The 21,422-nt window shown below is 59.6% G+C and carries 19 protein-coding genes; 14 read left to right on the plus strand and 5 right to left on the minus strand.

What is annotated here, in order from left to right:
• Nucleotides 1-27: 27 nt before the first annotated feature.
• The 3 genes from galE to HCK86_RS15710 all read left to right on the plus strand — a co-directional run bounded on the left by galE (nucleotide 28) and on the right by HCK86_RS15710 (nucleotide 3,243).
• On the plus strand, nucleotides 28-1,020 hold the full coding sequence (gene galE, locus HCK86_RS15700) for a UDP-glucose 4-epimerase GalE (RefSeq protein ID WP_176085429.1): 993 nt from the start codon (nucleotides 28-30) through the stop codon (nucleotides 1,018-1,020).
• 66 nt (nucleotides 1,021-1,086) lie between these two features.
• Nucleotides 1,087-2,007, plus strand: coding sequence for an alpha/beta hydrolase (locus tag HCK86_RS15705; RefSeq protein WP_210259929.1), 921 nt, complete (start codon nucleotides 1,087-1,089; stop codon nucleotides 2,005-2,007).
• Between the two features lie 138 nt (nucleotides 2,008-2,145).
• On the plus strand, nucleotides 2,146-3,243 hold the full coding sequence (locus HCK86_RS15710) for a DUF2333 family protein (protein ID WP_246739638.1): 1,098 nt from the start codon (nucleotides 2,146-2,148) through the stop codon (nucleotides 3,241-3,243).
• Between the two features lie 7 nt (nucleotides 3,244-3,250).
• Here the strand turns inward: HCK86_RS15710 and HCK86_RS15715 are convergent, their stop codons facing one another.
• Nucleotides 3,251-4,003, minus strand: a complete 753-nt coding sequence (locus tag HCK86_RS15715; protein ID WP_176085431.1) for a LuxR family transcriptional regulator — start codon at nucleotides 4,001-4,003, stop codon at nucleotides 3,251-3,253.
• 535 nt (nucleotides 4,004-4,538) lie between these two features.
• Between HCK86_RS15715 and HCK86_RS15720 the strand changes: the two genes are divergently transcribed.
• The 4 genes from HCK86_RS15720 (at nucleotide 4,539) to queF (ending at nucleotide 11,063) form a co-directional block, all read left to right on the plus strand.
• The gene (locus HCK86_RS15720) at nucleotides 4,539-6,761 is read left to right on the plus strand and encodes a TonB-dependent hemoglobin/transferrin/lactoferrin family receptor (RefSeq protein ID WP_176085432.1); all 2,223 of its coding nucleotides are present in this window, start codon (nucleotides 4,539-4,541) and stop codon (nucleotides 6,759-6,761) included.
• 533 nt (nucleotides 6,762-7,294) lie between these two features.
• Nucleotides 7,295-9,505: an anthranilate synthase gene (locus tag HCK86_RS15725; protein WP_176085433.1), complete on the plus strand. Its 2,211-nt coding sequence runs from the start codon at nucleotides 7,295-7,297 to the stop codon at nucleotides 9,503-9,505.
• Between the two features lie 128 nt (nucleotides 9,506-9,633).
• Nucleotides 9,634-10,536: a cation diffusion facilitator family transporter gene (locus tag HCK86_RS15730; RefSeq protein WP_176085434.1), complete on the plus strand. Its 903-nt coding sequence runs from the start codon at nucleotides 9,634-9,636 to the stop codon at nucleotides 10,534-10,536.
• 62 nt (nucleotides 10,537-10,598) lie between these two features.
• Complete coding sequence (queF, locus tag HCK86_RS15735; RefSeq protein ID WP_176085435.1) at nucleotides 10,599-11,063, plus strand: preQ(1) synthase; 465 nt, start codon at nucleotides 10,599-10,601, stop codon at nucleotides 11,061-11,063.
• Nucleotides 11,064-11,141: 78 nt separating this feature from the next.
• Here queF and HCK86_RS15740 read toward each other — a convergent pair whose 3' ends face one another.
• Nucleotides 11,142-11,717, minus strand: a complete 576-nt coding sequence (locus HCK86_RS15740; RefSeq protein ID WP_176085436.1) for a HupE/UreJ family protein — start codon at nucleotides 11,715-11,717, stop codon at nucleotides 11,142-11,144.
• 229 nt (nucleotides 11,718-11,946) lie between these two features.
• On the opposite strand from HCK86_RS15740, the gene HCK86_RS15745 reads away from it, so the two are divergent.
• The 4 genes from HCK86_RS15745 to leuA all read left to right on the plus strand — a co-directional run bounded on the left by HCK86_RS15745 (nucleotide 11,947) and on the right by leuA (nucleotide 16,560).
• Complete coding sequence (locus HCK86_RS15745; protein ID WP_176085437.1) at nucleotides 11,947-12,531, plus strand: ATP-dependent Clp protease proteolytic subunit; 585 nt, start codon at nucleotides 11,947-11,949, stop codon at nucleotides 12,529-12,531.
• A 203-nt stretch (nucleotides 12,532-12,734) separates the two neighbouring features.
• Nucleotides 12,735-13,928 (plus strand): benzoate/H(+) symporter BenE family transporter, encoded by a 1,194-nt coding sequence (locus HCK86_RS15750; RefSeq protein ID WP_176085438.1) that lies wholly within the window; start codon nucleotides 12,735-12,737, stop codon nucleotides 13,926-13,928.
• Nucleotides 13,929-14,033: 105 nt separating this feature from the next.
• On the plus strand, nucleotides 14,034-14,438 hold the full coding sequence (locus tag HCK86_RS15755; protein WP_210259930.1) for a hypothetical protein: 405 nt from the start codon (nucleotides 14,034-14,036) through the stop codon (nucleotides 14,436-14,438).
• Between the two features lie 409 nt (nucleotides 14,439-14,847).
• Nucleotides 14,848-16,560 (plus strand): 2-isopropylmalate synthase, encoded by a 1,713-nt coding sequence (leuA, locus tag HCK86_RS15760; RefSeq protein WP_176085439.1) that lies wholly within the window; start codon nucleotides 14,848-14,850, stop codon nucleotides 16,558-16,560.
• A gap of 88 nt (nucleotides 16,561-16,648) precedes the next feature.
• On the opposite strand, the gene HCK86_RS15765 is transcribed toward leuA, so the two are convergent.
• On the minus strand, nucleotides 16,649-17,257 hold the full coding sequence (locus HCK86_RS15765; protein WP_176085440.1) for a hypothetical protein: 609 nt from the start codon (nucleotides 17,255-17,257) through the stop codon (nucleotides 16,649-16,651).
• Nucleotides 17,258-17,607: 350 nt separating this feature from the next.
• Here HCK86_RS15765 and HCK86_RS15770 point away from each other — a divergent pair, with 350 nt between their 5' ends.
• Nucleotides 17,608-18,261 carry a CerR family C-terminal domain-containing protein gene (locus HCK86_RS15770; protein WP_176085441.1) on the plus strand — a complete coding sequence of 218 codons (654 nt, stop codon included), beginning with the start codon at nucleotides 17,608-17,610 and terminating at the stop codon, nucleotides 18,259-18,261.
• Nucleotides 18,262-18,274: 13 nt separating this feature from the next.
• Here HCK86_RS15770 and HCK86_RS15775 read toward each other — a convergent pair whose 3' ends face one another.
• Nucleotides 18,275-19,195, minus strand: coding sequence for a metallophosphoesterase (locus HCK86_RS15775; RefSeq protein WP_176085566.1), 921 nt, complete (start codon nucleotides 19,193-19,195; stop codon nucleotides 18,275-18,277).
• Between the two features lie 147 nt (nucleotides 19,196-19,342).
• Between HCK86_RS15775 and HCK86_RS15780 the strand changes: the two genes are divergently transcribed.
• Complete coding sequence (locus HCK86_RS15780; RefSeq protein ID WP_176085442.1) at nucleotides 19,343-19,831, plus strand: carboxymuconolactone decarboxylase family protein; 489 nt, start codon at nucleotides 19,343-19,345, stop codon at nucleotides 19,829-19,831.
• The gene (locus HCK86_RS15785; protein ID WP_176085443.1) at nucleotides 19,821-20,306 is read left to right on the plus strand and encodes an Rrf2 family transcriptional regulator; all 486 of its coding nucleotides are present in this window, start codon (nucleotides 19,821-19,823) and stop codon (nucleotides 20,304-20,306) included. Before HCK86_RS15780 ends, HCK86_RS15785 begins: the two co-directional genes overlap by 11 nt.
• 95 nt (nucleotides 20,307-20,401) lie before the next feature.
• Here the strand turns inward: HCK86_RS15785 and HCK86_RS15790 are convergent, their stop codons facing one another.
• Complete coding sequence (locus HCK86_RS15790) at nucleotides 20,402-21,379, minus strand: glutathione S-transferase family protein (RefSeq protein WP_176085444.1); 978 nt, start codon at nucleotides 21,377-21,379, stop codon at nucleotides 20,402-20,404.
• Nucleotides 21,380-21,422: the final 43 nt, after the last annotated feature.

Below are 21,422 nucleotides of genomic sequence, written 5' to 3' on the forward strand. Positions count from 1 at the left end.
CAGGAGATGCCGGAAAGGAGAAAAGAAATGGCCATTCTGGTAACAGGCGGCGCCGGCTATGTCGGTTCGCACATGTCACATGCGCTGGTGGATCGCGGCGAAAAGGTTGTGGTGATCGACGATCTTTCGACTGGTCACAAGGAGCTTGTTCCCGAAGCAGCCAAGCTGGTTCAGGGTGATATCGCCGACAAAAAGCTGATTGCGAAGCTGATCGCCGATGAGGGCATTGTTGCAATCGCCCATTTTGCCGGATCCATCGTCGTGTCGGATTCCGTTTCCGATCCGCTGACCTATTACGAGAACAACACGGTCCGATCGCGGGCGCTGATCGAGGCGGCCGTCGAAGCCAAGATCCAGGCTTTCCTGTTTTCCTCCACGGCAGCTGTCTACGGCGAGCCGGGGGCGGATATCCTTGATGAGGGGCAGAACCTGCAGCCGGTCTCACCCTATGGCTGGTCGAAACTGATGACCGAAGTCATGCTGCGCGACAGTGCAACGGCCTATGGGCTGAAATATGCGGCACTCCGCTATTTCAACGTCGCTGGTGCAGACCCGAAAGGCCGCACCGGTGAAACCCGCGAACATGCAACCCATCTGATCGAGATCGCCGCGCAGGCGGCGACCGGTCGGCGCAACCGCATGCAGATCTTCGGAACCGACTATCCGACCCCGGACGGCACCTGCCTGCGTGACTATATCCACGTCACCGACCTGATTGATGCGCATGTGAAAGCGCTGATGCATCTGCTGAATGGTGGCGAGAACTTCGTGGCCAATTGCGGCTATGGTCACGGTTTCTCCGTGCTGGAAGTGGTCAATGCGATCAAGCGCGTTTCCGGCGTTGATTTCCGCGTCGATCTCGCCGAGCGCCGTCCCGGTGACCCGCCCTCACTGGTGGCTGACAGTTCGCGGGTGCGGGCTCTGCTTGGCTGGGAGCCGCAATATGACGATCTCGACACCATCGTCAAACATGCACTTGCCTGGGAGGACCAGCTGGTCAAGGGACGCGTCAAACTCTGAGCAGCATTATCTGATGACGGGCCCGGCAGATGTCGGGCCCATTCTGTTGGTGGGTGGAGGCTTGTAATGGACGATCAAACGACAATGGCAGACGGTCTTGCCGACGGCATGGTGATCAAGCTGTGGCCCGACGGGGCGCCGGGCACGCCGGCCGATTTTCCGCCGCAACGTATTGTTGATCTTTCGCCCATCCTGTTTCGGGCCGAGCGCGAGCTGAGCTCCATTTCCGCCCCTGCCATGACGGTTTTCCGGCCGGAGAATCCCAATGGCATGGCGGTGATCGTGGCGCCGGGCGGCGGCTATTCGCGCATTACGCTTGCGAAAGAGGGGCGAGAATGCGCCGAGTGGCTGGCCCGCTTCGGCATCACCACATTTGTGACGACCTATCGTCTTCCCGCAGAGGGACACGAAAACGGGGCCGATGCGCCACTTGCTGATGCAAAGCGCGCCATCCGTCTGGTGCGGCACAATGCGGCAGCCTTCGGGATTGATCCCGGCCGGATCGGCGTTCTCGGCGCTTCGGCGGGCGGCCATGTCATGGCATCGCTGCTGACCGGTTTTGGGCGCGACGTCTATCAGCCCGTCGATGCGGCCGATGCGGTTTCGGCACGGCCGGATTTCGGCATTCTGCTCTATCCGGTCATCACCATGGATGTTGCATTTGCCCATGCCGGCTCGCGGCTCAGGATGATTGGCGAGACGCCGGATGCTGCAGCGATTGCGCATTACTCACCCGACCGCAATGTGCCGGATGATTGCCCGGAAGTGTTCATGATGCTTGCCGATGACGACCGGGCGGTGCCCGCCGACAATGCGGTGCTGTTCTATGCCGGGCTTCGGCGGGCCGGTGTGAAAGCCGAGCTGCATGTCTTTCGCGATGGCGGGCACGGTTTCGGCGTTGAGCGCATCACCCATCTGCCCGGCGGCGTCTGGCCTGATCTTGCCGAGGCGTGGATGCGGCGTATTGGCATGTTGCCGCAAGAATGATGGCGGCGGAGCGATGAAGAATTGAACCCGGCGGGTGATGACCCTATCTGAAAAGCGGGCATGATGCGGCATTTACCGGTCCATGCCTGAAGGGGACAGATCAAGGAGTGGGCCATGCCGGAATTTCTCAAGAACACGATGAGACGGATCGGTGCTTTCTTCCGGCGGATCGGTGCGCTTCTTGTTGCAGCGGTGGTGTGGCCGTTCAGGGCGGCAGGTGGCGCTTCCGGGCGTCGCGGCCTGATCATCAAGTCCGGGCTCGGTGTTTTCGTTCTGGCGCTGGTGCTGTTTTACGCAACCTTCTTCTGGCGCACCGAAATCTGGCACGGTTTCAATCCTGATTATGTCGACAGCTATCAGCTCAGCGAGCGCTCGCTGCCGGCCGGTTCGAAGCTTCCTGCCGCGGGTGATGGCAGCAGTGCCGCCTGCCAGTCCTCCGCGCTCGTCACTGTGTTGGCCGATCTGGTGGACATGAATGTCAATCAGAATAGCTGGATTTCGTCGACGCTCGCCTATCGGCTGGGCTTTTTCGGACTGGATTGGGACAAGACGCCGTTTTTCGACAACAAGGCTGCCTTCCAGCGCGGTGTCAATCAGGCGGTCAGGCGCTCCACGGTGGAGCTGGTTGACACGCTCGGGCGCGTGCGCGGGACGTCCGGTGTTGACAACAATCTCCAGGATGCGCGCGGCAATCTGCAATATGACGAATATTCCTGGTATTTCGGGCTGCAGCCCTTCGGCTTCAAGACGCCGACACCGAGCTTCTATCGTTCTGCCGTGAAAAGCCTCAAGCGCTTCAATGCCGAACTTTCCGGCTGCAACACGGTGTTTGACGCCCGCGCTGACAATCTGAGCCAGTTTGTTGACCGCATTGCCAATGATCTCGGTGCCACGTCGGCAATCCTGCGGGAGCGCTCGGAAAATCACAATGGCGGCTGGTTCGATACCAGGGCCGATGACCGGTTCTGGTTCGCCTATGGCCAGCTCTACGGCTATTACGGCATTCTGGCGGCGACGGGCGCTGATTTCTCGCAGGTCATTGCGCAGCGCGATCTGACGGCGCTTTGGGATGAAACAGAGGATCAGTTCCGTGCGGCGCTTGCCATTCAGCCGGCGATCATATCCAACGGTCGCGAGGATGGCTGGATCATGCCAACGCATCTTGCGACCATGGGCTTTTATATTCTGAGAGTGCGCTCGAACCTCGTCGAGATCCGATCGGTACTGGATCGGTAAGAATGCCTTAGCGGATCAGTCCGCAGCGGATCGCTTTCGCCACCATCTGCGCGCGGTTGACGCAGTCCAGCTTGCGGATCGCATTGCCGAGATAGGCATTGACCGTATGCTCGGACAGACCGAGGATCTTCCCGATTTCGGCAGACGTCTTGCCCTCGGCCGTCCAGCTGGCAACCTCCGTCTCGCGGGCGGAGAGCGGCTGGGAGCAATCGAAGCTCTGCTGGCGCAGCCGCTCGAAGGAGGAGAAGATCTTCAGTGCGACCATGCCGAGCTCATTGAGCTCGGATTGAGCCAGCTCCATGCGGTCACCGATGAAATAGAGCCCCAGCCGCCAGTGATCGAGCGTGGTGAAGGTGAAGCCCATGCCCATGGAAATACCAAATGCCGCAAGCAGCCGCGCGTAATAGCCCGATGTCGGCTCGAGATGGTTGCTGCTGGACGACAGGCGCCACTGCACCGGCATGAATGAACGTGTTGAGGTCCGGGCAACAGCCGAATGGGCAAGCAGGTTGCGGCGGTCATAGGCAGCGAGAAAGCTATCCGGAATTGACGTAAGGTGGATAAAGGGTGCCAGCCTGTTCGCATTGGGTGTCGGCAGGTCGATCAGGCAGTACTGGCTGAAGCCGAAAGCCGTCTTGACCTCGGCGACGATATCGGCGAGTTCGTCCATATTCTGGCTTGCACGAAGCCTGGCCTGCAGCCGCGGCTGGCGCTCTGTCTCGGGGATGATCATGTCAGAACTGGGACGCTTTCCTGCCATCGGGCAGACTCAAGTGATAAGATAGTCATGCTATAAATTCCAAAAATATGAATCCGTCGTTTCCAATTCAGCATTCGTGAAAATATTTCATCAGTGTTTCGATCTGCGTACCGGCCTCTGCAGGAAGCGCTGATCTCTCCCCAGACAGGCAATGGCGCCGGTTCTTTTGTGGTTCAGCTACGCGTTCTGATTTCAAATCATCATGAATCATTCGAATTTGACGATTGACGAACGTGAAAATCAAGCGCGAACGTCCCGAATTCCGTGTTTTCGCGCAAAGCCCTTTCCACAGAGCGAAATCATGGGCCGACTGTTGCAGCCTTGCCAGAATCGCATTCTGACGAAAACTTGACAAAAAGATGGTAGAAATAATCCGGATATATATTGACAAAAATACTCATGTTTTTTAACGCCATCCTTACAGAGATTGTTCCGGCCGCCTGAGAGGCACCGGAGTTCAGCCAAGCCAGCCAGAAACGGATCATCCGCTCCAGCCAGCCAGGCGCTTTTCAAAGCGAAGGATTTGGTAATGCGAATGGGGACATTCCGTAAGGCCTTTTGGGGTGCTACGGCACTTGCAACACTGGCGATGCCGGCCTGGGCCGAAGATGGCGCGACCGCGGCAGCCGATAGCGACACGACCGTGCTGGCGCCCGTCACGGTGAAGACAGCAGCCAATGGTGATGCCAGCGGCGTTGCCGATACGCCCCTGGCCGTTGATGTCACGGCAGCAGAGCTTGACCGTTACGAGATCCAGTCGGTCGATGATCTCGGAAATATGCTGATTCCCGGTGTCGCCTTTGCCGGTGACGAGGGCGGCTCGATCAATATTCGCGGCCTTCAGGGACCGCGTGTGCTGACGACGATTGATGGTATTCCGATCCCCTATCTTGATCCGGGCGCGCGTTCCGGTTCCGGCGGCGGTGTCGACAGTTTCGATTTCAATGCGGTCGCCAATGTCGATATCGTGCGCGGCTCCGACTCCAGCCGCGCTGGCAGCGGCGCCATGGGCGGTGCCATGGTGCTCTCCACGCTGCAGCCGGAAGATCTGCTGGAACCCGGCGAGAGCTGGGGCGGACGGTTGAAGATGACCTATGACAGCGCCGATCGTTCGCTGAAGACCGACGCCGCCGTTGCCGCCCAGGGCAAGCAGGGCACTTCGATCCTGTTCCAGGGCATCTACACCACCGGTCATGAGACCGAAAATCAGGGCACCGTCGGCGGGACAGGCGCGACGCGCTCCGAGGCCAATCCGGCCAATTACGATGAGGACAACTTCCTCTTCAAGCTGAAGCAGCAGATTGACGACGCCACGACCATCGGTCTGACCTTTGAGCGTTATGACTACGACAATGACATCGATCTGATGACTGCGCAGGGTTCGACCTACAAGCCCGGCGACTGGAACGGATCGGAAGACAGCCATCGTGACCGCGTCTCGCTCGACTATTCCTATGATGCCTTCTCCACCGACGGCTGGATCGATGCGGCCTGGGCCACGCTTTACTGGCAGCGTAACCAGCGCATCAGTGGCACGGGCGGCACCCGTCTGACATCGCCGGCCGGTGCCTATGGCCGCCAGTCGAAGATCACGGAAAATGATTTCGGCTTCAATGGCTGGGCGGAAAACACCATTGATGCCGGCAATCTCCAGCATAACATCACGGTTGGCGGTTCCTTCAATTACGCCAACACCCAGCAATATTCATCCGGCTATGATAGCTGCGATGTCACCTTTGCCTATGCCTGCAACTACTACCACAACAATCAGGCGGATACGCCGGAGGTGGATTCCTACGACCTCGGCCTTTATGCGCAGGATGAGATCGTCTTCGGTGACAGCGGCTTCGCACTGACGCCTGGCGTCCGCTTCGATGCCTACTGGCGTGAACCGCAGGATACCGCAGCCTACGAAAACAACCCGATGTATGAGACCTATGGCATGCCCAGCGCCCAGAACGGCGTTCATGTCTCCCCGAAGCTTCTGGCCACCTATGATCTGACGCCGGACGTTCAGCTCTACGGCCAGTTCTCCACCGCCTTCCGCGCGCCGACCACGCCGGAACTCTATATGGCCTATGGTTCGCCGGGCAGCTATCTGTCGATCGGCAATCCGGACCTGAAACCGGAAACCAGCTGGGGCTTCGAACTGGGATCGAATTTCGGCGACGATATGTTCGGTGGCCGGGTCTCGGCCTTCTACAACCGCTACCACAATTTCATCGATACCGAGACGCTCTCTGACAGCGAGATCTCCGCGCTCGGCCTGGACCCCTCGGATTACATGTTCGTCTATCAGAATGTGAATATCGAGAACGTCCAGATTGCCGGTCTTGAGCTCTCGGCGCAGAAGCAGTTCGAAAATGATTTCAGTGTCCGCTCGTCGCTGGCCTTTGCGCGTGGCTGGAACATGGAAACCAATGAGTTCCTGGCTTCGGTCGCACCGCTGAAGGCCATTCTCGGTGGTGGCTACAACAACGAGACCTGGGGCGCCAATGCCAATTGGGTGCTGCAGGCTGCGGTTTCCGAGCATTCCGATGCCAGCTATGCCTGGCCGGGTTATGGCGTTGTTGATCTGACCGCCTGGTGGGCACCTGAACAGCTCAACGGCTTCAAGATCCAAGCCGGCGTCTTCAACGTCTTCGACCAGACCTATTACGACTCCCTCGACTGGCAGGAGACCACACTGACCCAACCCAAGACCTATTATTCGGAGACGGGCCGCTCCTTCCGGGTCACGCTGACGCAGACCTTCTGAGGACGCACGCAATGGGATTGAACGAAGGGCGGCTCCGGCCGCCCTTCAGATTGCTGGCAAAGTCGTTCAGATCGCCTGCTCGGGGTGGAATGGCCGCCCCCTCCGTCGTCATCCCCGTGCTCGTCACGGGGATCCATACTCTTAAGGATTTGAATAAGGAGAACCTTTCGCCGCGCGGACGCGCGTCGGCTGGATGCCTGTGACAAGCACAGGCATGACGTTAGAGAAGGGGCTAGGCTTTGCCAGCAGCCTGAGGGCGGCTCCGGCCGCCCTTTTTCATGCACCAAAGCCATTCTGTTTGGTCTTGCCACGCTTTGCGGGCTGAGGTACAAAACGCCCATGATGACAAACGCGAACATTGCAAATTGGTGGTGGGCACGCTAAAGCGGCCACGATCACGCATGTCGATTTGATCAGGATAAGCCGCCCAAGAACTGAGGCGGCTTTTTTGTATTTCGGGCTGTCTCATTGCGGGGCAGGGAGCAATCGGCGGGAACCGGCACAGGGCTGGCCCGAAAGACGAGGTGGAACACATGAGCCTTCACGAGTCCGAGACCGGGGAAAGCTATCTGACCAGGGGTGGCGTGAACATCACCCGTACACGGCGTTACGTGCCCTATGGCAGCGCGGTTTCCAACTATATCGAGCGGCTGGATGAGCGGCGCGGCGTGGTTCTGTCATCCAATTATGAATATCCCGGTCGCTATACCCGCTGGGACACGGCGGTGATTGATCCGCCGGTCGCCATCTCCTGTCTTGGCCGCACCATGTGGCTCGAGGCCTTCAATGGCCGCGGCGAAGCCTTGCTTGGCATGATTGCTCCGGTCGTGGAGGCGCTGGATGCGGTGACGATCACCGGCACGAGCGCGCGCCGCATTGATCTCAAGGTTGCTGATCCTGACCGTCAGTTCACCGAGGAGGAACGCTCCAAGGCGCCCACCGTCTTCACCGTCCTGCGGGCGATCGTCGATCTTTTCTATTCGGAAGAGGATGCAAGCCTCGGACTTTATGGGGCGTTCGGCTATGATCTGGCCTTCCAGTTCGATGCGATCACGCTCAAGCTCGAACGCCCGTCGGATCAGCGCGATATGGTGCTCTATCTGCCCGATGAGGTGATGATGGTTGATAACCACGCGGCCAAGGCGTGGATCGACCGCTATGAATTCAAGAAGGACGGGCTGGCAACGGCCGGCAGGGATGGCGAGATCGCCGCCGATCCGTTCCGCTCTTCGGACAGCGTTCCGCCGCGCGGCGATCACCGCCCCGGCGAATATGCCGAGCTGGTGGTCAAGGCCAAGGAGAGTTTCGTGCGCGGCGATCTCTTCGAGGTCGTGCCCGGCCAGCAGTTCATGGAGCGCTGCACCTCCAGGCCGTCGGCGATTTCCAAGCGGCTGAAGTCCACCAATCCCTCGCCCTATTCCTTCTTCATCAATCTGGGCAATCAGGAATATCTGATCGGCGCGTCGCCGGAGATGTTTGTCCGCGTCACCGGGCGGCGGGTCGAGACCTGCCCGATCTCCGGCACCATCAAGCGCGGCGAAGACCCGATTGCCGATAGCCAGCAGATCCTGAAGCTTCTGAACTCGGTCAAGGACGAGTCCGAGCTGACCATGTGTTCGGATGTGGATCGCAACGACAAGAGCCGCGTCTGCGAGCCAGGATCGGTCAAGGTTATCGGCCGCCGGCAGATCGAGATGTATTCACGGCTGATCCACACCGTCGATCATATCGAAGGGCGCCTGCGGCCCGACATGGACGCGTTTGACGCCTTTTTGAGCCATGCCTGGGCGGTGACTGTCACGGGGGCGCCGAAACTCTGGGCGATGCGCTTCATCGAGAACCATGAGAAGAGCCCGCGCGCCTGGTATGGCGGGGCGATCGGCATGGTCGGCTTCAATGGCGACATGAACACCGGGCTGACGCTCAGAACCATTCGGGTGAAGGATGGCATTGCCTCTGTCCGTGCCGGTGCGACGCTGCTTTACGATTCAAATCCGAAGGAAGAAGAAGCGGAAACGGAGCTGAAAGCCTCAGCGATGCTCGCTGCCATCCGCGAGGCGGAAACGGTGAGCGAGGCGCCGGCCGTGCGCAGCGTTGCGCGCGTTGGCGAGGGTGTGAAGATCCTGCTGGTCGATCACGAGGACTCCTTCGTTCATACCCTGGCCAACTATCTGCGCCAGACAGGCGCCACGGTTTCCACCGTGCGCTCTCCCGTGGCTGAAGAAACGCTCGACCGGATCAATCCGGATCTCGTTGTGCTTTCGCCCGGACCGGGTTCGCCGAAGGATTTCGACTGCGCTGCCACGATCAGAAAGGCGCGCGCACGCGGCCTTCCGCTCTTTGGTGTCTGCCTTGGTCTGCAGGCGCTGGCCGAGGCCTATGGCGGCTCGCTGCGCCAGCTCGCCGTTCCCATGCATGGCAAGCCGTCCCGCATCCGGGTGCTGGAGCAGGGACGGCTGTTTGCCGGCCTGCCAAAGGAAATCACGGTCGGCCGTTATCACTCGATCTTTGCCGATGCCGTGGCTCTGCCGAAGGCCTTCATGATTTCGGCGGAAACCGATGACGGCATTGTCATGGGTATCGAGCATGAAAGCGAACCGGTGGCCGCCGTTCAGTTCCACCCGGAATCGATCATGACCCTTGGCGGTGATGCCGGCATGCGCATTATCGAAAACGCGGTGATGCGGCTAGCGCGGCCTGCGGACGAAACGGCAAATGCCGGTCGCAAGGCCGTCGGCCTCTAGTCCCGGTTAGTGGTATAACTTGTGATATCAGGGGCGGCGGAAATTGCATCTTCGCCGCCTTTATGTCTATAAGCGGGCGCGCCGGGCAGGGACCGGCAAGACGATCGAAACCATTCAGGCAGACAGAGATGACAGAGACTGGCAGGAGCACAATCAGCCGGCTGGCGCTGGCCAGTATTCCGATTTCCGTGGCCGTCTTTGCGATCAAGTTCCTGGCCTACTGGCTCACCGGTTCGGTCGCACTTCTGTCAGATGCGCTGGAATCGATCGTCAATGTCGTCGCTTCGATTGCCGCCTATATCGCCATCGTCTACGCCGCCAAGCCCGCCGACCACGATCATCAGTTCGGCCATTACAAGGCTGAATATGTCTCGGCGGTTCTTGAAGGCGTCTTCATTATCGTTGCGGCGCTGCTGATCGTGCGTGAAGCGGTCGGAGAGCTGGCCAACCCGACCATGCCGACATCAGTCACGCTCGGTCTTGGCGTCAATGTCATCGCCAGTGTCATCAATGGTGTCTGGGCCTATCTTCTGATCACCGAGGGGCGCAAGCGTCGCTCTCCGGCGCTGGTGGCAGACGGGCAGCATATCCGCACCGATGTGGTCACCTCTGTCGGTGTGGTCATCGGCCTCGCTCTGGCACTGGCGACCGGCTATCCGATCTTCGATCCGCTGCTGGCGCTTCTGGTTGCTGCCAACATCCTGTTCGAAGGCTGGAGGGTGATCTCCTCGTCAATGAGCGGGTTGATGGATTCCGCGCTGACGGGGGACGAGGAAGACGGCATCCGCGCCGCCATTGCCGCCAATGCGGAGGGGTCGATCGGGGTTCATGATCTGAGGACCCGGCGTGCCGGTCCGGCTGCCTTTATTGATTTCCACCTCGTCGTGCCGGTTGATATGAGTGTTGGCAAGGCACATGAAATCTGCGACCGGCTTGAGGCAGCCATCAAGACGGCCATTCCCGGCGCCAGTCTGGCCATTCATGTGGAGCCGGAAGGGGTGAAACCCCATGGCGTGCGGGTGCGGATTTAGCCCGGGTCGTTCCAGAATAAACGGCCGCTGCTGCTACAATTGAAACTTGAGAGGATAGGCTCATGGTCAAGACAGATGTTTCCGGGCTTTCCCAGCTCGGCCATGCCGTAGAGGCACCTTCAAATCCCGAAGATGCGGTGATGGAAAAGGTGCCGTTCAGCCAGGCTGGTACGGATTTCGTTGTCCGTTTCACCGCACCGGAATTCACCTCGCTCTGCCCGATGACGGGGCAGCCGGATTTCGCCCATATCGTTATTGATTACATTCCCGGCGAATGGCTGGTGGAATCGAAGTCGCTGAAGCTGTTTCTCGCCTCGTTCCGCAATCACGGTGCCTTCCACGAGGATTGCTCGATCTATATCGCCAAGCGGATCGTTGAACTGCTCGATCCGAAATGGCTGAGAATTGGCGCCTACTGGTATCCGCGAGGTGGCATACCGATCGATGTCTTCTGGCAGACGGGGACACCGCCGGACGGTGTGTGGCTTCCGGATCAGGGCGTCAAGCCCTATCGCGGGCGCGGCTGAGACGAGAGCACTGGTGGCGAAACAGAAACGCCGCGCGGTTTTGCCGCGCGGCGTTTCTCGTTGGCTTGGCCGTAGGGCTCAGGCGGCCATCATGGCGATGCCGGCAAGCGCCGTTGCACCGCCGAGAATGCGCGAAAGCGTGGTGCCGCCAAAACGGTTGAGGCCCATGCCGATGCCAAGACCGGCAGCGTGCAGCAGGGCTGTGCCGACCATGAAGCCAAGGCCGAAGCGGATGGCGCCGGCGCCACCAAGCTCGGTGCCATGGGCATAGCCGTGGAACAGCGCAAAGACGGCGACCACGGCTGCTGAAACCGGCGTTGGCAGCTTGACAGCGAGGGCAACCAGCAGGCCAAGGCCGACGACGGAAGCGAGGATTGCCGGTTCGACAAAGGGCAGGTAGACGCCTGAAAGTGCCAGCGCAAAGCCGAACCCCATGGTGGCGACGAATGCTGCCGGAACCGCCAGCATGGCCCGTCCGCCGATCATCGAGGCCCAGATGCCGACAGCGACCATGGCCAGGATATGGTCGGCGCCGAACAGCGGATGCGAAACGCCGGCCATGAACGAGCCGTGTTCTGCGGGGTTGAGATGGGCAAAGGCCGGTGCGGTTGCGGCGGCAAGGATCAGTGCGGACAAGGCGATGCGCTTGAACATGGTTCCCTCATTTTGTTGTCAGGGCAGATCTGGCCCGTAGGGGCAGGCTGAAGTTGAGTGCGTCAAGATTAGCGATCCGGCGGCAACCATGTCCATACGTAAATTGGCGCAGGTGTCATTTTGCCCCCCCTCAGGCACTTCGGTGTGAATTTCCTTTGTCATCGGCAATTGTTTTGTCGCGCCGGAGGCATTAAGTCGGGAGGTGCAACATTCAGTTTCGGAGATGCGCATGAACGACGAAGACGAAGACGACAAGAAGACTGAACTGCCCCTGGGCAAGGAAGCGGAAGCCAACCTGTTCAAGTCGCGGTCCATCTTCATCTATGGGCCGATCACGCAGGAGCTGGCGCAGCGGGTCTGCTCGCAGCTCGTTGCCATGGCAGCCGTCAGCGACGACGATATTCGCGTTTTCGTCAATTCGCCGGGCGGTCATGTGGAATCGGGTGACTCGATCCATGACATGATCAAGTTCATCAAGCCGAAGGTCACCATCATCGGTTCGGGCTGGGTCGCTTCGGCCGGCGCGCTGATCTATGTCAGCGTTCCGAAGGAGCGCCGCATCTGCCTGCCGAACACGCGGTTTCTGCTGCATCAACCCTCCGGCGGCACACGCGGCATGGCTTCCGATATCGAGATCCAGGCCCGCGAGATCATTCGCATGAATGAGCGGCTGAACAAGATTTTCGCCGAGGCAACCGGTCAGTCGGTCGAAAAGATCGCCCATGATACGGATCGCGATTACTGGCTCTCCGCCGATGAAGCCATCGGTTACGGTCTGGTGTCGCGAATCGTTTCCAGCCAGGCCGACCTCTGAGGCAAAGGCCATAGACGTCAGTGATTTCAATCCCCCGTCCTGTCAGGGACGGGGGATTTTTTTAAGGCGTTGGGTGACGCCCGGCCTGGTCCTTGGGCCTAAAACTGCGCCCGGCCGCTCGCTTCTGCCCTGTCCGGCCTTGCAATGCCTGCGCGCATTTGATCTTTGTTGAACCTTCCTGTCGCTCGCTGCCCGGTACGCCTATGCTGAAAGACTTCTCCCTTCAGGGCCTGTTCATGGGCCTGCTGGTCGCCTTTGTCGGTTTTGCCAGCTCCTTTTCCGTTGTTCTGCAGGGGCTCGCCGGTGTCGGTGCATCGCCGGCGGAAGCCGCATCGGGCCTGATGGCGCTGTCGATCGCCATGGGGCTGAGCGGCATTCTGATTTCCGCCGTCACACGCATGCCGGTCAGCATCGCCTGGTCGACGCCGGGAGCGGCATTGCTGGCAACGGCGGGCATGCAGCAGGGAGGCTTTGCCGATGCGGTTGGTGCCTTCATCATTGCCAATGTGCTGATCATCATTGCCGGGCTGGTGCGCCCCGTTGGCCGCGCCATTTCCGCCATTCCCGCCCCGATTGCCAATGCCATGCTGGCCGGCGTTCTGTTAAGCCTCTGCCTGGCGCCGGTTCAGGCTGTGTCCTTCAGTCCGATCCTCGGTCTGCCGATCATCCTTGCCTGGGCCGTGGCCGGCGCCTTCAATCGGCTGCTGGCGGTTCCGGCAGCACTTCTGGCCTTTGCGCTGGTGGTTGTTTTCGGGGTCGACATTCCCGACGGCGCCTGGGCTGGCGTTGCCGAACAGATGCTGCCGCGCTTTGTCTGGGTGACGCCGCATTTCTCGCTGCAGGCGACGATCGCCGTGGCGCTGCCGCTCTTCATCGTCACCATGGCGTCGCAGAATATTCCCGGTATCGCGATCCTGAACATCAATGGCTACCGGCCGGAAGCGGGCCGGCTGTTCTCGCTGACAGGCCTGTTCTCCGTCATCGCGGCGCCCTTTGGCGGCCATGGCATCAATCTTGCGGCCATCACCGCTGCCATGTGTGCGGGGCCGGATGCCAATGCCGATCCGGCCAAACGCTACTGGTCCGCCATCATCGGCGGGGTCGGCTATGTCCTGCTGGGGCTGTTGAGCGGGCTGGTCGTCGCCCTTGTCAGTCTTGCGCCGACGATCCTGATCGAAGCCGTGGCAGGCCTTGCCCTGATCGGCGCATTGGGGGCATCGGCCATGGGGGCCTTCAAGGAGCCCGATGCGCGAGAGGCCGCTGCCGCGACCTTTCTGGCCGCTGCTTCTGGCGCCAGCTTCTTTGGCATTTCCGGTGCCTTCTGGGGGCTGGTTGCCGGACTTGCCGTGATGGGAATGAAACGTGGCGTTGAAAAGATGAGGGGCGGCAACAAATAGGGATTGCGAACTGCCGCCGTTCATGGCCAATTCATAGTAAACAAACTATGACTGTCAGATATCTTCAGGATTAAACGGTTCCAAACGGTCACATGGGGGTGAAGATTGGTTTCGAAACTGCTGAAAATTCTCGGTGGTTGCGCTGTCACGGCAATGCTGTCGGGTTGTGTCGTCGAATCGGGTGTCGGCGTGGGCTATGGCTGGGGCTATACGCCCTATGATGACTATCCGCCCTTCGTCGCCGGTAACCCCTATCCCTGGCTGGTGCCACCGGGCCAGCCCTGGCAGGGGCCTGGACCGGATCCGAGGCCTGGCCATCATCCGCCGGGGCCAAATGGCGGACGGCCGCCTGGTGGCGGACCGAGGCCGCCTGGTGGCGGTCCGCGGCCGCATGTGCCGATGGGGCCGGGACCGGAAATACCGCATGGCGCGGGCGGTTTTCACGGCGGCAATTTCGGTGGCGGGAACTTTGGTGGCGGCCACTTTGGCGGCGGCGGTTTCCGCCGGTAATCGGGCAGGCGCGCGGGGCGATGCTCGCATCGCTCCGCCTATGCCCGTGGGCTTCTGCCTGTTTTCTGGCGCTGATGCCGCATGGTTGTGCAGTCAGGTCCAAAATTCGGATTGCAATGCAGGCCGCTTGCCGCTATGAAGCCTGTCATGAACACGATGACGAACCAGTCCCCGGCCTTTATGCCGTCTGCGGTCCAGACCGCCGGCGCCGGTTCTGCCGTTCCTCAGACGCTCCTTCTTCTCGGCCTTACGCGCGGTTGCCGGGTCCGTTGAGGAGCGCCCGGCGGCCGAAACCGCCTGGGTCTAAAAGCGCTCCTCGCTGAAATCTCCTGAAACTGAATTTTACGAGACTGATCCGGTCCGGCACGACGATGTGCATGAGACACCGGGCGCATCGAAGGACGAGACAATGAACGAGAGCGTCAATATCATTCGCAAGGGCATGCCGTCGGCATCCAGCAAGTACCAGCCTTACGGCCAGATCAACCTCACGGACCGAAGCTGGCCGTCGAAACGCATCGACAAGGCGCCGATCTGGTGTTCGGTCGATCTGCGCGACGGCAATCAGGCGCTGGTTGATCCCATGGGCCATGATCGCAAGGCCCGCATGTTCCAGATGCTGCTGGATATGGGCTTCAAGGAAATCGAGATCGGCTTTCCCTCTGCCTCGCAGACGGATTTCGATTTTGCCCGCTGGTGCGTGGAGGACAGCGGTGTTGGCGAGGATGTGTCGCTGCAGGTTCTGGTGCAGTGCCGGCCGGAGCTGATCACCCGCACCTTCGAAGCGCTGGAAGGCGCCAACCGGCCGATCGTGCATTTCTACAATTCCACCAGTGAGTTGCAGCGCCGCGTGGTGTTTGGCAAGGATGTTGCCGGCATTCGTCAGATTGCCGTCGATGCCGCCAAGATGATCACCGATATGGCGGAAAAGGCCGGCGGTGGCTATCGCTTTGAATATTCGCCGGAAAGCTTTACCGGCACGGAGCTCGATGTGGCGCTGGAGGTCTGCAATGCGGTGATCGCCGAGGTGAAGCCGACACCCGACAACAAGCTGATCATCAATCTGCCCTCGACGGTCGAAATGTCGACGCCGAACATCTATGCCGATCAGATCGAATGGATGTGCCGCAACCTGGACAATCGCGAAAACCTGATCATCTCCGTTCATCCGCATAATGACCGTGGAACGGGCATTGCTGCGGCGGAGCTGGGGCTGATGGCAGGCGCCGACCGTGTCGAAGGCACGCTGTTCGGCAATGGCGAGCGCACCGGCAATGTCGATATCGTTACCCTGGCGCTGAACATGTTCACGCAAGGGGTCGATCCGGAACTGGATTGCTCCGATATCGAGCGGATGAAGGCCGTCTACGAATATTCCAACCAGATGGTGATTCCCGAGCGCCATCCCTATGTCGGCGAGCTGGTCTACACCGCCTTTTCCGGATCGCATCAGGATGCCATCAACAAGGGCATGAAGGCGATCCGCGTCGCCAACAAGCCGCAATGGGAAGTTCCCTATCTGCCGATCGATCCGCAGGATGTCGGGCGCACCTATGAGGCGATCATCCGCATCAACTCCCAGTCCGGCAAGGGGGGGATCGCCTATATCCTGCAGCAGGACTACGGCATTCACATGCCGCGCGGCCTGCAGGTGGAGTTCCGCGAGCATATTCAGAAGATCACGGATGAAGAGGGGCGGGAGCTGCCCTCGAAGCGGATCTATGAGGAGTTTGTCAAATATTACGTCGACCAGCCGGAGGCCCGGATCAAATTTGTCGATCATCACACCTATCCGCAGGGCGATGCCAAGGGGGTGCGCATGGTGACGGCAGAAATTACCGATGGCGGAGTGACAAAGCGCATTGATGCGCAGGGCAATGGTCCGGTCGACGGCTTTATCAATGCGCTCTCGGCCTATCTCGGCGTGAAGCTGACCGTTGCCGATTATTCGGAGCACTCCATGCATGAAGGTTCGGATGCCCGGGCGATATCCTATGTCGATGTCGCCTATCCGGGCGGCCATCTCTATGGCGTCGGCGTCAACACCAATATCGTTGCCGCTTCGCTGGAGGCGATCGTTTCTGCGGCCAATCATATTCTGGCGACACGCGCCGAAGGCTGAGATCGCGAAAGCGGCAGATATCCAGAAAACCCCGGCTGAAAAGTCGGGGTTTTTTATGTCGGCGGTGACAGAAAGAGAGCCAGACGGCTCAGAAGGACAGATAGGCCGATTTGGCGATGTCGGAAATTTCGGCGTCCGAAGACGGGGCGACCACTGCGTAAAGCGCGGCATTGCCCTGCCACCAGGCAATGCCGATATCGTCGCGAATCGTCTCGTTGACCTCGGTGATCTGGTTATCCTTGGAGGCAGACTGGGCAATGGCGAATACCGAGAAGGGTTCGCCGGTTGGCTTGCGGTAGAAGAGCTCGGCACCGGGCAACCGGTTGATCGAGACGATCCGCACGCCTTCGAAGATCATGTTCTTGTCGGCAAAAGCGGGTATCCGGATATCCAGTCCGGTGGCGCGGCTCATGAGGTCGCGAACTGCAGCCGGGTCATCCGGTCCGACATCCAGCATCGGCTTGTAGCCGCGGCCAAACAGGCGGAAGGAGACGCAGATCTCGTCAAGCCAGTCGATGCCAGCGTCAACCGGCAGACTGAGATTGGGAGTGGATGGCACGGCTTCACGTGATACGCCAAGGCCAATAGCGGCCCCCATGCCAAGACACATGAAGCCAACCAGCCCGGTGGCCAAGAGGCCACGGCCAGAACGACGTTTCTTATTCTTGATCTTGCGCTCAGATAGGGCGACGTCCATAACTCAAAGCTCTATGTCCGGAAGCGGTTCTTGTTGATTGGCTTCCAGGTTATTTTGTTCACGTGTCACACGTTGCGCTGATATTGGCCTCGCTCTTGGATTTGGGCAAGACCATTTCCATATCATTTTTTATGATATCTTTCAGCACATGGAAACATGGCAAATTCCGGTCGGGTCGTTAAAAAAACTTGCATCGATACCGGAATTTTCCCCATATTTCTTGCTGCCTAGGCTGTCACACGGAACAGAACACTACATGATATCCAACGATGGGAATCGGAGCGCCCGTTGTTTTTCGTATCCCGCTCCGCGGAGGCCGCCACCTGGTGGCCTAAACGATTTGGTTGGTTATGACTGAAGTTTTGCAGGGAGCTGCTGCCACTCGCCAGGCACTGATCTCCACAGCGCTCAAATTATTTGGCGAGTTCGGCTATAATGCGGTATCCACGCGGCAGATCGCGGACATGGCCAATGCCAATATCGGCAGCATTGCCTATCACTTCGGTGGTAAGCCGGGCCTGATGCGGGCATGCGCCAAGTATGTCATTGCGGCAATGGAACAGCAGTTCGGTCACTCCGCTCTCGATCCGATCCCTGAAGACATAACGCGGGCGGAAGCGCGCAAGGAACTGCTCGACAGTCTGCCGATCCTGATCACCAAGATCTCCGATCGTCAGGATGCCGAGCAGATTTCATCCTTCATGATGCGGCATATCTCGCAGCCAGGCGAGGCCTATGACATCCTTTATGAGGAGTTCCTGCAGCCGCTGCAGACGCGGCTTTCGACGCTGATTGGCCGGGCGACGGGTCGCGATCCGGCCAGTGAGGAAGTGCGGGTTCTCACCTTCACGATGATGGGACAATCGACCTATCTGCGTCAGTGCAAGCACACGGTCAAGCGAAGCCTCGGCTGGGAAAAGCTCGGTCCCGATGAAGGCAAGCTGCTGCTCAAGGTGCTGGAGACGAATTTCAATGCGCTGATCGACGCCTATAGCGTCGAGTGAGCCGTGCCCCAGTTCAGCGCGTCTGCCAGGAATAGCTGAATTCATTTTCCGCTTCGAAGACGCCGTTTTGACCTGATAGCCCGTGGCGGGTGCAGGTGAAACTGTAGTCACCGTCGGTTCCTGCAATCCTGATCAGATTGAAGGCGGCGGGCGGCTTCCTGCCCAAGGGGCCCTGACCTGCAGCGGCGATTCCGATCACAGGCACCCGGCCTCTGGCCGTCGCGATGAAGTTGATCGTGTTCAGATGCGTATGGCCATGCAGCACGAGCTCGCAGCCGCCCGTGGAGACGGCAGCGGCAAAGCGCCTGATGCCGATGAGGCGCTTGTGGCGGCTGGCTGCCCCGGTGATTGGCGGATGATGGATCATCACCACTCTGAACAGTCCTTCTTCGCCGGCTCTCTGCAGAAGCTCTGCCGTGGCGCGCGCCTGTTTCTTGCCGAAGCTGCCGATGGCGAGGAAGGGCGGTGAGGCGATGGCGCTGGAACAGCCGATCAGCGCCACGGGGCCGCGCCGTCTGATATAGGGGAAAAACTGCTGCTCGTCACGCAGGCTGAGCGGCTGGGCGGCGTCACCCGCCATGAACGGACGCCAGGCCTCGTTCACGCGTGCATAGGCGCCCGCGACATAGGCGTCGTGATTGCCGGGGATGAGTGAGACATTGTGCGGCTCGCCGACGCTTTCCAGCCAGCGGGCGGCATTGTCGATTTCCGTACGGGTCGCAAGGTTAACCAGATCACCGGTGATGGCGAGGTGGTCCGGATGCTGATCGGCAATGGCCAGCAGCAATTGCTCCACCGTATCACCCTTGTGATGGCGGGCCCGGTTCCGGTGCCAGTTGATATAGCCCGTGATTCGCTTGGAGAAGAGCTCGCGCGGCGACACCCGCGGCAGCGGGCCAAGATGGACATCGGAAATATGGGCGAGGGTGTACATGGTCTCTGTCATAGCGATGCGATTGCGCCGCCGCAAGATTGCTTTGCCATGTCGCAGGCGTCATGCCGGACTTGACGGATCTTGAAATAAGGATATTAAATGTCCTTAAGGATGTTCTATATCCTTAAATAATTTCAGGAGATGACGATGACACGCCCGGATTATCAGAAACTCGCGCCGGATCTGGTCAAAGCCTATTACGGCTTCAGCGCCAGACTGACGGGTACGTCCGTTGAAGCCACGATCAGGCATCTGATCGATCTCAGGATTTCGCAGATGAACGGCTGCGCCTTCTGTGTCGATATGCACAGCAAGGAGGCGAAGATTGACGGGGAGGGGGAGCTGCGGCTCTATCACCTGCCTGTCTGGCGGGAGTCTCCGCTGTTTTCAGCGCGTGAGCGGGCCGCCCTGGCCTTTGCCGAGGTGCTGACTGAGATTACTGACCATGATGAGATCAATGCAGCCTATCAGGCGCTGCGGGCGGAATTCTGCGATGCAGAGATCGCCGAATTGACCTTCATGGTGGTATCGATTAACGGGTGGAACCGTATTGGAATCGCCTATCAGAGTGTTCCGGGATCGCTTGACGCACTTTACGGTCTCGACAAGGCCGGACTGGAGTTGGATGCAGCTTAGAAATCAGGTCGAATGGGTCTTGCATTGTGCGGCGGTTCTGGCCGGCGCACCGCCGCATGTCTATCTGCCGACCAAAACCCTTGCCGCGTTTCACGGCATTCCAAAGGAATATCTGTCCAAGGCCTTGCAGGCCCTGTCGCAGGCGGGACTGGTGGAAAGCACGTTGGGCCCGTCCGGTGGCTATCGCCTGGCAAAGCCGGCGGACGATATCTCATTTCTGGATGTTGTCGAAGCCGTCGAAGGCAAGGCGCCGCTGTTTGCCTGTCGCAATATTCGCGACAATAATCCCTGCCTGCCCGAGGGCCATTGTTCGACCGGGATCTGTCCGGTTGCCCGTGTGATGCTTGCCGCCGACCGCGCCTGGCGCGACAGCCTGGCCGCCGTCAGCCTGGCGACACTGAGACGCGACGTCGAGGCCGACGTCGCGCCCGATATTTTGAAGTGCAGCGCCGATTGGCTGGAGCAAAACCGCTAGAGCACCATGCGCCATTTTGGACGCATGGTGCTCTAGCTTATTGAATCTACAAATCGTTCTTTTCGAAAATCGATTCCGATTTTCGAGCCGATTTGCTAGAGCGCATCACGCCCGTGCGGCGCATCCAGATTCTGCAACGGCCCCATCGGCACGACGCCGGTCGGGTTGATGGTTTTGTGGGAGCCGTAATAGTGGCGCTTGATGTGGTCGAAATTCACCGTCTCGGCAACGCCTGGCACCTGATAGAGCTCACGCAGATAACCGTAAAGCGCGGGATAGTCGGCAATCCGCCTCAGATTGCACTTGAAATGACCGACATAGACCGGATCGAAGCGCACCAGCGTCGTGAACAGGCGCCAGTCGGCTTCGGTGATCTGGTCGCCGACGAGATAACGCTGTTTCGACAGGCGGTCTTCCAGTGCGTCAAGCGCCGCAAACAGCCTGGTCACATGCTCCTCATAGGCGGCCTGGGTGGTGGCGAAGCCTGACTTGTAAACACCGTTATTGACCGTGTCATAGACCTGCGCATTGATCGCATCGATCTCGCTGCTGAGCGCTTCCGGGTAGAAGTCCAGCGTGTTGCCGGTGATGCCGTTGAAGGCGGAATTGAACATGCGGATGATTTCCGCCGACTCGTTGGAGACGATGGTTCTGGTCTTCTTGTCCCACAATACCGGCACTGTGACGCGGCCGGTATAGTCATCTGCCGCTGCCTTGTAGACCTGCCAGAGGAAATCGGCGCCATTGACCGGATCGTCGGTGCCGCCGTCGCGGTTCTTGAATTCCCAGCCGTTCTCGAGCATCAGCGGGTCGACGATCGACAGGCTGATCAGGTTTTCGAGGCCTTTCAGCTTGCGGAAAATCAGCGTGCGATGCGCCCAGGGGCAGGCCAGGGACACATAGAGGTGATAGCGTCCGGCCTCTGCGGCAAAGCCCGGTTTTCCGGTCGCTCCGGGGGCGCCATCGGCCGTCAGCCAGTTACGGAACTGGGCGTTCTCACGCTTGAAATGTCCGTTCGTCTTCTTCGTTTCGTACCAGACATCTTTCCAGACGCCGTCAACCAGCATGCCCATGGCGCTCTCCTTTCTTTTCGTTTCTGAGGGAGAGATACGGTCT

This window comes from Martelella sp. HB161492, assembly GCF_013184775.1.
Lineage (GTDB): Bacteria > Pseudomonadota > Alphaproteobacteria > Rhizobiales > Rhizobiaceae > Martelella.